This is a genomic window from Brevinematales bacterium, from assembly GCA_026415355.1.
Taxonomy (GTDB): domain Bacteria; phylum Spirochaetota; class Brevinematia; order DTOW01; family DTOW01; genus SKYB106.
The window spans coordinates 1-14,174 of record JAOAHF010000010.1; the positions used below are offsets into that span (position 1 = coordinate 1).

At 31.1% G+C, this 14,174-nt stretch carries 10 protein-coding genes; 6 read left to right on the top strand and 4 right to left on the bottom strand.

What is annotated here, in order from left to right; genetic code table 11:
• The first annotated feature begins 68 nt into the window (after positions 1 to 68).
• Together N2712_04860 and N2712_04865 are read left to right on the top strand one after the other, a co-directional pair.
• Positions 69 to 482, top strand: a complete 414-nt coding sequence (locus N2712_04860) for a secondary thiamine-phosphate synthase enzyme YjbQ (GenBank protein MCX8029309.1) — start codon at positions 69 to 71, stop codon at positions 480 to 482.
• 1 nt (position 483) lies between these two features.
• Positions 484 to 858: a sulfite exporter TauE/SafE family protein gene (locus N2712_04865; protein ID MCX8029310.1), complete on the top strand. Its 375-nt coding sequence runs from the start codon at positions 484 to 486 to the stop codon at positions 856 to 858.
• Between the two features lie 36 nt (positions 859 to 894).
• Here the strand turns inward: N2712_04865 and N2712_04870 are convergent, their stop codons facing one another.
• Entirely contained in the window at positions 895 to 1,926 is a 1,032-nt protein-coding gene (locus N2712_04870) for a mechanosensitive ion channel family protein (protein ID MCX8029311.1), read from the bottom strand.
• Positions 1,927 to 2,345: 419 nt separating this feature from the next.
• On the opposite strand from N2712_04870, the gene N2712_04875 reads away from it, so the two are divergent.
• On the top strand, positions 2,346 to 3,128 hold the full coding sequence (locus N2712_04875) for a hypothetical protein (GenBank protein ID MCX8029312.1): 783 nt from the start codon (positions 2,346 to 2,348) through the stop codon (positions 3,126 to 3,128).
• A 45-nt stretch (positions 3,129 to 3,173) separates the two neighbouring features.
• Positions 3,174 to 3,734: a hypothetical protein gene (locus tag N2712_04880; protein MCX8029313.1), complete on the top strand. Its 561-nt coding sequence runs from the start codon at positions 3,174 to 3,176 to the stop codon at positions 3,732 to 3,734.
• A gap of 76 nt (positions 3,735 to 3,810) precedes the next feature.
• Here the strand turns inward: N2712_04880 and N2712_04885 are convergent, their stop codons facing one another.
• Together N2712_04885 and bamA are read right to left on the bottom strand one after the other, a co-directional pair.
• Complete coding sequence (locus tag N2712_04885) at positions 3,811 to 4,944, bottom strand: ATP-binding protein (protein MCX8029314.1); 1,134 nt, start codon at positions 4,942 to 4,944, stop codon at positions 3,811 to 3,813.
• Between the two features lie 86 nt (positions 4,945 to 5,030).
• Entirely contained in the window at positions 5,031 to 7,502 is a 2,472-nt protein-coding gene (bamA, locus tag N2712_04890; protein ID MCX8029315.1) for an outer membrane protein assembly factor BamA, read from the bottom strand.
• Positions 7,503 to 7,734: 232 nt separating this feature from the next.
• On the opposite strand from bamA, the gene N2712_04895 reads away from it, so the two are divergent.
• Positions 7,735 to 9,174 (top strand): HD domain-containing protein, encoded by a 1,440-nt coding sequence (locus tag N2712_04895; protein MCX8029316.1) that lies wholly within the window; start codon positions 7,735 to 7,737, stop codon positions 9,172 to 9,174.
• 198 nt (positions 9,175 to 9,372) lie between these two features.
• On the top strand, positions 9,373 to 12,132 hold the full coding sequence (locus N2712_04900; protein ID MCX8029317.1) for a hypothetical protein: 2,760 nt from the start codon (positions 9,373 to 9,375) through the stop codon (positions 12,130 to 12,132).
• Here the strand turns inward: N2712_04900 and N2712_04905 are convergent.
• Positions 12,119 to 13,990, bottom strand: a complete 1,872-nt coding sequence (locus N2712_04905) for a lamin tail domain-containing protein (protein ID MCX8029318.1) — start codon at positions 13,988 to 13,990, stop codon at positions 12,119 to 12,121. The two genes, N2712_04900 and N2712_04905, sit on opposite strands and share 14 nt — an antisense overlap.
• Positions 13,991 to 14,174 lie beyond the last annotated feature (184 nt).

A 14,174-nucleotide genomic window follows, 5' to 3' on the forward strand; every position in this document is an offset into this window, starting at 1 on the left:
TTTTTTTTTTTTTTTTTTTTTCAAATTTATTGGATAGGTTTAGTGTTAAACATATAAAATATTTGCTTATGAAGGCCTATACAGAGTATATTTGGTTTAATACTAAGAATCGAGTTGAATATATAAGGATAACCGATACTGTTAGAGAAGTTGTTAAGAAGAGTGGAGTTAAGGAAGGATTTGTTTTGGTTTCTGCTATGCATATTACTGCTGGTGTGTTTGTGAACGATAATGAAAGTGGGTTTCAAAGAGACTTAAGTGAATTGTTGGAAAACCTTGCGCCAATGAATGCGAATTATCATCATCATCACACAGGTGAGGATAATGGTTATGCACATTTGAGAAGCATATTAGTTGGCCATGAGGTTATATTGCCTATAACAAATGGGGAACTTGATTTAGGACCTTGGCAGGAAGTTTTTTATGCTGAGTTTGATGGTCAAAGAAGAAAAAGAGTTATAATAAAGGTTATAGGGGAATAAAATGGATATACTGAAGATGCTACTTTTACTTGTGTTTTCAGGGTTTACAGGAGTGTTTAGTGGGCTTGTTGGTATAGGAGGAGCGACATTTCTTATACCTTTTCTTGTTTATGTATTTGGTTTTGATCAAAAATTAGCCCAAGGTACCACACTTTTGGCGTTTACTTTACCTTCTTTCTTGTTTGGAGCAATAACATATTACAAGAATGGTAATGTTAAAATTGAATATTCAGTAGTTATGTTTGTCGGAATGCTGTTTGGAGCACTTATAGGTGCCTCGGTAGCACAAAAAGTTGATTCTAGGATACTTTCAAGGATATTTGGGTTAATTTTGGGAGTTTTAGGTATAAAGATATTTATAGATAGTTTTAGATAATTTGTGCTTAGAGCTGATAAGACTTTAAATTTTGCACTAGTTTTTTATGTTGAGCATGGGTACAGAGAACCTAATTCTTTCTGATTTGTATACTGAGTGTAATTTTTTCAAAAATTCGTGTTTTAAAGGAAACTGGTATGTGTATTCTACTACTCGCAAAACTACGTTAAATTTGACAGAGTAATCTGTGAAAGATGTGTATCTAATTAGAGGAATCCAATTTCTATCAGCACCTTCAACAGTTTGTTGAACTTCCTTTGCTACTTTAAGAGTAATGTCTTCTACAAATTTCAGATCGTTTTCGATAGATACTTCAACTGGTACAAGTATTGACATACTTTGGTCTGGTAGATAAAAATTTTTCACTATACTACTTATAAGTTTTGAATTTGGGATTATAATTATGTTATTGAATAAGTCTCTTACGGTTGTATTCCTCCAATTTACGTCTACTACAAAACCCTCATCTCCACCTTCTAGTTTTACATAGTCTCCAACTCTAACTTGATGTACTAGGAGTACTTGTATTCCTGCAAAAAAATTTGCAAGAGTATCTTGAAGAGCAATTGCAACTGCCAAACCTCCTATGCCTAATGTTGTAATCAATGGTATTAATGAAATGTTCCAAAGTGCTAGGAGTACTCCAATTCCAATTACTACAAAAACTAAGCCTATTATATTTGACATTATGGTAACAGAGAAAGATATATCTGTAGTTCCTGTTATTTTTCTCACTCTCTCTGCTATGGTAGGAAATACTATACTACTTACGATCTTTCCTAAGATTATAGATCCAACGAAAACATAAAGGGAGATGAAAACTTTAGATATAATATCTAGATTTTGCTTTGGTATTTCTAACATGAAGATTATCAGCATATTGACATAAACTGTAAAAAGTAATAGGATTATCCAAAAACTTATTGAAGATAATAGTCTCCTCATTTCTGCTTTGTCTTTAGTTTCGTGACTCATTACCATTTCTGTAGCTTTTCTTAGGAATTTTACAAGTAGGTATGATATAGTTAGTCCTACCAGGATAAGTAAGGAAAATATAACATAAGTCATACACCATAGATTCTCAATGATTTAATTTGTCCCAATAAAGTTTAATAATTCCGTAACTGTTAGTGGCTTGAATCTTTTTGTGGTATTTATGTTACTCATGTAAATATATGATGATATTTGGGTTTGTGTAGTTTATGGAGTTTTTAAATACGAGATGTAAATGAATTTGCATGAATTATCGAAAATGATATATCGGTTTTGATATAAAAATTACTTTGAATTTAAGATTTCTGTTTGATTTTCCTGATTTTATATTGTTTTTGTTAAATTTTTGAAATTTTTACATTAATCTATATATATTCATGTATTCTTGGAATTTGAAATTACTATATTGAATGAATACTTTCCGGAATGTTAGTACAGTGATACAATGTTTTGGCATGCTAATTGTATAGATATTCCATGTTAAGGAGGTATTTATGAAAGATGTTACAAGGAAAGCGATTTTTTTAATTTTGATTATGTTTCTTGTGTTGGCTGGACTCCGGGTTAATGCTGAGGAGAGTAATATTAAGGTGATATCTGATAGTATGTTTTATGGAGAAGGGTTTGGAGGTGTGACTTTTGGTGCTATTTATTCTCCAAGTATAAATAGCTTGAATGATAGACTACATAGTTTAGGATATTCTAAAAAACTTAATGATGTAATTTTTGTGATAGGAGGACAAGGTTTTGGTTACTCAGGAAATGTTTTGATGGGTGGAGTAGGTTTTTCAGTTAGATCATCTTCAGTAGAGAATAATCTTAATGGTACCAATATTGTTGTAGGAGTGTCGGGAGGTTTTGGTTTCTTTGAGTTGGGATATGCTTTATTAAAGAGTCCTAATATTTCAATAGTACCGATTTTAGGTTTTGGTGGTGGTAGTTATGTTATTAGTTTTAAGACAAAGTCTGAGGTAGTAGATTTTGACACAATAGCCAAAAATCCATATTCTCACAATAACTATATATCTTATGGAGGAACTTGCTTTGAGTTAGGTATACTTACACATGGTCAACTTATAGTTTCTGAAAATATTGTTCAAATATCCGATAATACCAGATTTAGATCTCATGGTACTATTGGGTTACTTTTGAAACTTAGTTATATCTTTATGCTTGCAACTGATAATACTACTGTTGTAGGAGAGCCTAAATTTGGAGATCATAATTTTAAACTAGATTTGACTGTAACCTTTGGTGGTAGAACTGAAAGATTGTAATATCTTAAATCTTAAGGGTGGGTTACCACTCTTTTGAAATTAATTATGATAGATCTAATAAGGTTTATTGGTAGCATATTTTATCCATTTGTGGAAGGAATTAGAATTATCGGTATTTTGATAGGTATCTCGGTTTTATCAACAACTGAGGTAGGTGTAGAAAATCCTAGATTTTATGAAACGTCCAAGGGTAATTTTGAATTTTCGTTTAGTCTCAAAAACGCCTTCAATAGTAAGTTTAAGAAGCTTGTTGAGAAAGGTATTCCATCAGGTTTTATAGTTGGTGTGTCCTTCTCAGTGTCTAGGGTATCATTTAATTGGTGGATTACTAACAAAGTAATATATGACATTTCAAAAAATAAGTTTGTTGTTTACTTTCAGAATAATAATAAAATCTCGACTGTTTCAGTTAACAGTATAGATGAAGCTGAAAAGTTATTAGCACATTTTATAATCTCTTTGCCAAGAGATGAGTTATTGGGGGAAGAAGTTTTGGTCAACATAAATGCTGAACCATTTTTCGAATATTATGAGTTTAAAGATTTAGATCAATCAAGAGCGGTATGGGGTAGAAGGTTAAACATTACTTTGAAGTATAGATTATAGTCACTTAGAGATTGTTTTGTTTTTAAAATAGAACCTGTAAGGTTTTAGATTTTGCTTTTGAGTTTTGTCAGATAATTTAAGAATCTGCAAGGATGGGTAGTTTAACTATGATTTCTGTTGTTCCTTCAGATAGGTTTGTTTTTACATTTACGGTACCCTTATTATCAAGTATTATTTTTTTTGTGATTGCTAGTCCTATACCTTTGCCCCCTTTTTTGTAGGAGATTCCAAAGTCGAAGATTTTTTCAATAACCTCTGTTGGTATTCCACCTCCATTATCCCAGAAAGTTATTATTACTATTTCTTCTTCAGTTTTAACGTTAACCTTTACTTTGCCATTGTCTTTTATTGCTTCAAAACTGTTCTTGAGTATGTTAGCGAATGCGTTCATGATTAAAACTCTGTCGACCATAACTAAGATATTTTTACTGCTAGTTTCAAGGTCAAAAGTGAAAAATAATCTGAGTTCTTCTAAGATATCTATGATATTCTGTTTTGTTAGAATTGGTTTCGGAAGAGATGAGATTTCTCTGATTTTGGATAAAAAATCATTTATATTATTTAGCATTTTGTCAATTCTGACTAAGGTTTCAAAGTTTAGTTCTTTGTGATTTTGTATAGAGTTTTTGACTTCGGTATATATAGGTGTTAGCATATTTCCTACTTCATGAACTATGACTTTGCTTATGTCTTTCCACCCTTCAAATCTCTCAAGTTCTGTAACTCGTTTTTCATATTCTACTAATCTTAATATTAGGTTTTGAAAAGATATAGATATACTGTTTATATCTTTGAAGATAGTTTTAGGTATGTTAATTTCAGTGTTTATTGGTAGTTTAAAGCTTGATAAAAAATCTACTAATACCTTTAATTGTCTTGTAACGAGAAATGAAAGAACAATTGAGAGTGATACGAAGAATAAAAATGTTGCTCCTGATGTTTTTATTACCATGTTCATTGAATTCCTTAATATCTCTTCTTGTGAGACTATTAAGAAATTAATTCTTTTGTCGAGTGATAGTAATTCTTCTTTAGCTTCTTTAATGTTTTCTTTATTTATGTGAGTCGTTATTCTTTCAATATCTTTTGATATGCGAGTAAAATTGAGATTTTCTAGCATTTTATTCCCAAAGCTATACGCAAACCATATTGTTAAGATTGAATAAAAAGCAGATATTGATATAACAAGTAAAAATACAACTTTTCTCATGTTGAAATTATGATATATTCGTATACTAGATTTTTAGTTTAACGAAATTTGAGTATTGTTTTTTACTTGCTGGTTTTAGGTTTTATTTAGAATAGTCCTTGGATAGCAAAGACAAACTGCCAGTTGTTGAAGAATTGATCACTTGTGTATAGTTGGGGTTTATTGTCTTTTATGGTAAACTGTCTTGCTAGGTACAATCTTATTGGAAATCCCGGAATGTTTATCATTGCTCCTATTCCAAAGCTACCATAATAACTATTTATATCTGTTGTGTATAATGAAGAATCTTGGAATGCATTACCTAGATCTCCGAATATTGTAGCCCATAATTCATTCCCTACTATGGGTGCTCTGAGTTCGGTTGAATAGAAGGCTTTTGCTTTACCTCTTATACCATATCCACTCCATCCTCTAAGCTCATAATATCCATCAAACCAGAATAGATCAAGTATTTCGTATTCTAATCTTCCATTAATTTGTGGTAGCATAATACCTTGGACTGTGTATAGAACCCATACTATGTTGTAATCTTCTGTTATAGGTATTGCTTGGTAGAAAGAAAAGTTACCGCTTAGCTTTATAAACTCAAAAAATCCACCTATAAGATGTCCTACATAATCTATGTAAATCCCTCCATTTAACCCTTTTGTTGGTACCAAAGGATTATTTCTACTGTCGAATGATAAACTTAGACTAAGAGTGCTTTTTAGTTTTCCTCTGTATACCTCCCACCAATTGTCGACGTATGTTAACGACAATTCTCTTGCTACATTACTATCGTATGGAGTATTGAAGTTTTTGTCATGAGTTATGGTTGAATAGATAGAATATCCAACTCCTAAAGTGTAGTAACTACCTAATCTTCTACCTATATTGAGTCCTATACCTACTTTAGTTTGCCAGTAGCTGCCGTTGGTATTTTCCGGAGTTCCATCGGAGTTATCGTCAACTATTATGTCTCTCACTAATGTGTTGTAGAAGTATATTGATGTTGATAGTGAATAAAAGGAATCAAAAAGATATGGTTCTGTAAATGATAGGTTTATACCTTGTTGGTATTGACCTATGTCAATTCTACCTTGTATTTTCTTACCAGTTCCAAAGAGATTTATATGTGATATGCTTCCCCCCATTGTAAATCCACTTACAGAGCCATATCCTGCTGATAGAGATATAAGTCCTGTTCTACCTTCTTTAACTTTGAATATTAGATCCATTATCCCTTCGGCTTCTCCTTCTCTAACTTCCCATTCAACCTTCTCAAAGTATTGCGTCATATTTAGTTTTTCAACACTTCTCTGAAGTTTGTAGACTGTGAATATTTCTCCTTCTTTGATTTCAAGTTCTCTTTCTATGACATGAGTTTTTGTATATGTATTACCAACCACTAGTATGCTACCAATATGTCCTATGTCTCCTTCTGTTATGTCAACTTCTAGATTTATAAACCTAGTTTCTTTGTTTTTATCAACTTTTTTATCAATCCTTGCGAAGATATATCCCCTATCCCAGTACATTCTGTTAATGTTATACAACCATCTATCTATTTGATCCTGGGCAAATACATCACCTTTTAGGAGTGGAAATTTCTTAATTAGTTCATTTTTGGTAAATACTTTTATATCTCCTTTAATTTCAACATCTCCGAAATAGTATTTTTGCCCTTCTTCGACTGTTATTGATATGTATATATGTTTTTCAACTAGGTTTGTTTGATTGTCATAGTAGTTTGAAACAGCGATGTTTGTTGAAATTATAGCTGCATCTATAAATCCTTTACTTGAATAGAAGTACTTGACTTTTTCTATGTCTTTTGAAAATTTATCTGGATCAAAGTAGCCCCTTGTTATAGGTATTCCTATGAACTTTACTTCTTCCTTAGTATCCATTATACCTTTGAGATCTCCATCATTGATGTTTGAAATCCCCACAAACGTTATTTTTTTGACAATACTTCTTGGACCTTCTTCTATATCAAAATTAAGGATAAGTTTATTATCTTCACTTGAAAAGTAATGTCTAACTAAGACATCGAGTAATCCTTCTTCTCTATATTTCTGCTTTATAGCATAAACTGAGGATATTATTTTGTATTCACTAACATAGTCATCCTTCTTTATGAATATAAGTTCTTTGAGATCATCAGTGTTAATACTTTTATTACCTTTTATCTTGATATCTTTTACAATATCAAGTTCTTTACCGTTTACGTATATGTTTATTAGTTTTCTTGACTTATCTATTATCTCATACTCTAATGTGAACTCGTATACCACGTTTAGGTTGTAGATATCTTTTGTTGTTTTTATAACTTTGTCAGTATCGATTTCATCTCCCTCTCTAAGATTTATATTGTCTCTTATAATGCTTTCTGCTTGTTTACTTAGGCCTGTTATTATTATCTTGTTTATTTTGTACCCTTCGATTTCACCTATGTTTGAGAATGATGTTGTTGAAATTATCAATAGGAACATTATGGTTGAAAGTAATATTGTAGAAAGCTTTTTTATGAATGGCTTTGAAACAAGAAGATTAATGTATTTTGATAATCTTTCCATAAAATACCTCTTTTATTGGGGTAATTATCTAAAAACTGTCGGATATTTTAAATGAAGGTATTTATGTCTTTGTAATTAACTTTGAAAGGTTTAATATTTAAAGGGAGTAACTTGATCTTGTTATTTATACAATACTTTTTGTATCCTGTATGGGGAAGTATGTTTTTTATTGTTACTTGGTTATTTGTTTTTCTTTATAGGATGGAGCTTTTATATTTATAATTTAAGACTTATGAGTATAACTGAAGAAATAAAAAACAATCCACTGGAGATGCCGATGTTTATATCTAAAACACTTGCTGATAATGGTTATGAATGTTATGTTGTTGGTGGAATAGTTAGAGATTTTATTCTCTACAAATCAATACCTGAAGATGCGGATTGGGATTTTGCGACGTCTGCTGAGCCAGATGAGGTTACAAGGATATTCCAGAGGAAGAAACTGCTTGTTATACCGACAGGTATAAAACATGGTACTGTTACTGTATTTCATAATGGTAAGAATTATCAAATAACAACTTTTAGGATAGATAAAAATTATTATGATTATAGACATCCTTCTGAGGTTGTATTTACTAGGAATATAAGGGAAGATCTTGCTCGTAGAGATTTTACCATAAATGCTATGGCTCTTGATCTTATTAAGGGTGAGATAATTGATGAGTTTGGGGGTATGGAAGATTTAAAAAATGGTATAATAAGAGCCGTTGGAGATCCTGAGGTTAGATTCGAGGAAGATGCGCTTAGAATGTTAAGAGCATGTAGATTTGCTTCTAAGCTTAATTTTAGGATAGAGGAAAAGACACTTTTAGCAATAAAAAACAAGGCTGAGAACATAACCAAGATATCTGCTGAAAGAGTCAGAGATGAAATAATAAAAATAATGCTTTCATACAAACCATCAATAGGAATAGAGTATATGCGAGAGACAGGATTACTTAGTTATATATTACCTGAACTCCAAGATTGCTATGGTGTTAGTCAAAATGTATATCATAAATATGATGTATATTATCATTCGTTATTGACTTGCGATAAGATATCAGATTTCATTGAAGGAGTAAATGATCAAAAAAGAATATACAGACTCAAACTAGCTGGGCTTTTTCACGATATAGCTAAACCTGTTACAAAACAAGAAGTTATAGAAAATGGAATTGATGTCTCAACATTCTATAATCATGAAGTTGTTGGTGCAGGAATGACAAAAAGAATTTTGAAAAGGTTAAGATTTAGTAATGATGATATTGATTATATAACTAGACTTGTCAGGCATCATATGTTCTATTATACTGATGAGTGGACTGATAGTGCAGTTAGAAGATTTATGAGGAATGTGGGACTTGATTTGTTGGATGATTTATTCATCCTAAGAGAGGCTGATAGGATAGGTAGTGGTAAGAGAAAGCCAGGTAGTGTATCCTTACAGAAACTCAAAGATAGAATACTCATGATAATAGAACAAGAAAATGCTATAAGTCTCAAAGATCTGAAGGTTGATGGGTATGATATTATGAGTGCTCTTAACATACCTCCTGGTCCTATGGTTGGTAGAATACTAAATGGGCTACTCCAAATAGTTATCGAAGATCCTTCGAAAAACGAAAAGGAAACCCTAATAAAACTGGCAGCAGATCTTTATAGAAATTTTCAGCAAACAACAAAAACATAGCTAAAGATTTGGTACTTCAATGATTCGATGTTCTTGGAGTTATTTTTGATTGACTCTTCTATCGAAAAATGAAGGAGAGATTTTTGATTTGTTACTAAATTCTTTCTAAATTCCAGAGTTTTAAGGATTTGCTGTTAATTATTGCATTTTAGAAATTGTAGATGAAGTTTAATTGGCGTTTGTTAAATAATTCCTTCTATGGAAGCTAGTAAGAAGCTTTTGAATGCGATGATGGAAATTATATCTTTTGATATTGCTCACAAAGCAGTAGAAATTATCGAAAAGTACTCACCTATACCTAGTTATTGTTTTGATAACATTAATTTACTTGTGAATAGAAATAGTCAGGATAAAGAGTTTTTAAAAGATTTACTTTCAGGCGATGATAATACGATTCTTTTAACTAAGGCTTTGGGGTATAGTGTATATTTACGAAATATACTTTTAGAGGATAAATCTCTACTAGTATGGTTGAAAAACAATATATACTATAAGGTTAACTTTGATGATTTAAAACTGGAAATAAATGAAATTTTGAGAGAAAGAGAAAAAACTATTTTTTTGAAGAACTTGAACTATCTCAAGAAAAGAGAATTTATAAGGATTGTTTTGCAGGAAATACTAGGGATATTGGAGTTTGAAGAAACTGTTTATCAGCTTTCGCTTCTTTCTGATGTTGTTGTAGGTGCTGTGTTAGACTTTGAATATAGGCAACTTGTAGAGAGTTATGGTGTTCCATCGTCTGATTTTTGTATAATATCTTTAGGTAAACTTGGGGGATTAGAACTTAATTATAGCTCAGACATAGATGTGATATTTGTTTACGGTTTTGATGGTAATACTACTAAGTATATAGATAATTCGGAATTTTTTGATAAGCTTGCTAGGAATATAGTTAGTGATATTTCATCTTCGGTTGGAGGTGAATTTTTGTATAGAGTTGATACTAGACTTAGACCCGATGGCGAGTTTGGAGCACTTGTGAGAAGTGAAAGTAGTTATTATGCGTATTATGAAGAAAGAGCCCAAACTTGGGAAAAACAGATGCTTATTAAAGCACGATTTTCGGCAGGTAGTCATGAACTTGGTGATAGATTTATATCGAATATCAAGAAAATAGTGTTTTCTACGCCTCTTTCAGATGCTGAAATAGCTGATATACTAGGTATAAAACAAAAAATAAAAGGAGCAGAAAACGATTTGAAAAAGTCAACGGGTGGTATCAGAGATATTGAGTTTATAGTTCAATTGCTTCAACTCATATTTGGTACAAAGGAAAGTAAATTAAGATCGACAAACACTCTGAAAGCAATCTATACGTTAGAGGAACTTAAAATAATTGATAATGAGACTAGAAGAGTACTTGAGGATGGGTACAGAAACTTAAGAAGGTTGGAGAATTACATACAGCTTTACTCAAACTTGCAAGATTTTTCAATACCTGTAGGTAGTAATGATAGGATGATAGGTTTATATAGACTTTTGCATTTTTCGTCTGACAGAGTTATAGGAAACGAGAATACAGAATTACTAAAACTTGTTAATAGGCTTAAGCAGGATGTGATAAAGGTAAAGAAGTACATATTTGAGAAATTCTTAGACGTTAGAGTAGGAGAAGAAAGTATATTTTTCCTTTACAATTCTGATGAGGAAGAGGTTAGAAAATTACTTGCCAATTATGGATTGACAGAGGTATCAAGGGCGTTTTCGTTTCTTGAGAGTATGGTTTCAAAATCGTTTCGTGGTGGAGTAGAAACGAGTATAGGGTTGAGAAATTTACTTAGAGCAGTTTCTTTATCACCTATGCCGGATAGGTCTCTATCGAATATATATTACATACTTGATGCAACACAAAACCTTCCTATATCAATACAGTTTTTTACTGATGAGCGAAATGTTCGTTTTATATTGAATGCATCAATTCTAAAAGATATGTTTATAAACACACTTAGAAAACGTAGTTGGATATGGGATGGTATGATGGATATTCAAGCATTTAGAGACTATCTTCTAGGACCTTTTTTGGGAAGAGTTGATTTCAATAATCCAAATTACAGAAATGTTATTCAGGAAGTATGGGAAGTATTTATGACTTCTCTAGCGCTTATAAGAGTAAATGAGATTTTTCCACATCAAACTATAAAAGATTATATCGCAAAAATGTATGATAAGATATTCTCAGGTTTTTCTGAGGTTCTTGATGGTAAATTGTGTATACTTGCTTTAGGAAGACTTGCTAGTAGAAGGATAAATTTCTTTTCAGATGTTGACCTCATATATGTAATACCTTATAGTTCGTCTTCAGATGAGTTTTATGAGGTGAGGGACAAGACATTGAATATTCACAATAATCTAAACTTAGTGTTTAATATTGATACTAGGCTGGTTGAAGGTTCTCATAAAGGTAGTTTTATTCTATCGCTTGATACCTTAAGAAATTCTCAATTTGAAATATGGCAAACTATAGCATACTTGAAATCAAGACCTATATCTTCAAATCCTATGCTGTCTGAAGAGGTTAAGGATATTGTTGTAGCCAAACTTAAGCATAGTATACAAAATCTTAACTTTAAAGAATATGATAACTATGTGACGAAGGTCATAAAAGCGTTCGAAAATACGGATGATATAAAGAAAGGGAGAGGAAATTTGTTGGAAATTGAGTTGGTTTTGGACAAGATATACTTTAAAAACTATATGGAGTTCGATGATATTCCTATTGGGTATGCTTTGCCTAATTTTGTAGAGTTTATAAAAGAGAGATTAAAAGTTGACATACCTATTTCTGAATATATTAGATATTTAATAGAAATTGAAGATTACTATAGAATTGTTGAAGGTATTAGGCTTGATGAAGATACGTTTAATTTCTTGCGTTTTGAAATATCTTTAGAAGATTTTAGGAAGCTTAGGAGTGAGATAATAGAGTGGTGTAATAAGGTTATCACTCAAGAATGAATAGCTTATGAATATACTTTTTGTTATCTCTTTCAATGAGTACTATATACAAATTGTTTTTTGACATGAAAGTAGAACTTATTTCAAATGAATTATTTCTGTCAATGTTTAGGGAGAGTATGAAATTACCGCTTTTGTCATATAATGTTATTTTATCTCCTCTTGATGAGTTTAGTACTCTTATTTTGTCCCCATACTTGAGTATAGTTTTTTCAAGAAAAGGAGTTTCTTTGGGAATTATATCTTTTACGTTTTGTGGTATTGCTAGAAAATTTTCACGGTAAGTTATACCGTCTTTGTGGTACTCAATTATAATTTCATCTTCTTCAGTTGCATAAATTCCGTCAAAAGGTTCTTTTGATATTTTATATTCACCTAGGTAGTATAGGCCTTGGTTTGTAATATTTAAGATTCTAGTAGTTCCAAAATTTCTTGATATTAGTTTCAAGGTTAAGTAGTTATTCCAAACTTCGTCAACTATGATTATCCTTACAGTAGTTCCGATTTTTTTGTACTTACTATCTACAAATATAGAGGGTTCTTGATATCCATTATACCTTGCTATTGTTTCTGACCAACTTCTATATTTACCACCTAATTCTATACTTAGAGCATTAGGTAATAAACTAGCTGTCCTGTAGCCAAGGTACATGTATTCGTTTGAATGACTGTAGGGTATTAGTTTTAAGTTTTTCTCTTCGATAAAGCTGATTATTTTACCACCTTTATAAGGATGGTTATCCTTTATTGTGAAAACCATATTACTGGTGATTTTTGGAGTACTTGATATAAGATATTCGTAGGGTTCTATGTAAACAGGATTAGTTAAAAAACCCCTTTTTGATGAAAAATATGCTCTTTCTGCCAGATTGTAATAAACCTCCATGTCTCTTGATATACAGTGAATGTATAAATTTGTTATGTAGATAATATTTGAATGTAGGTTTACTATTTCAAAATATTTGTCAATTTCTCTTCCAATTTCTTGTGGTGTATCGCCTTGTAATATACTATACCATGTTTTACTGGGTGCAAAACAAACCTCGTTTACCAAGAGTTTTTCATAGATAGAAGAGTTGGTATCAAATAAGTTTAGTATCTTGCTAGTAGAATTTAAGTTATCGTACTTAGCTACTATTCTTTCACCGTTGTTGAATCCTGTTATGTATCCTTTGTATAGATTTTGTCCAATTTTACTTACAACAATATCTCCTTTACCTATGAGTTTTACGTTTAACCTATCGGAGTTGGTTTGAAAATTTAAAAATACTTCAACTATTTCGTTTGGATTGTAAAGGTATTTTGAAAACCAAATTCGTTTGTCTTTGTCTATATAACCTGGAGAGGGGTTACCCGTTGAATAAAATAGTGTTCCATTTCGTTCAAGGGATATTGAATTTAATGTTAAGCTCCCTGTATTAACTTGATCTATGGTAGTAGTGTTTGATATTAGTTTAACTGTAGAGACAATATTATAATTTAATGGTATTTCTTTTGCTAGATATTTTGTTGACGTTGTTAGTATTAGAGTATTTGATGGAAAGTAGAATGGTTTAGATGAATAAGAGTAAGAATATGGTAGTATTACAGCAATGTTTGATGAGTTAAGGATAAAACTATTTGTGATTCCTTCTGTTTCAAAGTCAGAAAGGTATAGATTAGTTATCTTGATCTCGTATCCTTGTACAGAGAGTTTAAAATCTCTCAGATCAATTGGATTGGGGCTGTTGTTAAATATTTCTATGTACTGACAATAATTTGACTCATACGGATAGTTTATTAATATTTCTGTTATTTGTAGTCCGTATAATTTCAAAGATATGATCAATAACCCTAGAGTAAATGTTTTCTTTTTCATAAGTTTTTGAAATAGTTTATGTTTAGTGATCTTCTTCTTTCAAGAGAAAACAATTTGAGATTTGTATAGTGGTTTAGTAAAGATTAGTGATGAAGAAAAATGACTAACAGAAAACTATAAATCACTTTGTCAAAAGCTTTATGTTTTGCATTTTACTCAAGCCTAGGAAGAAGATAGTAAAATT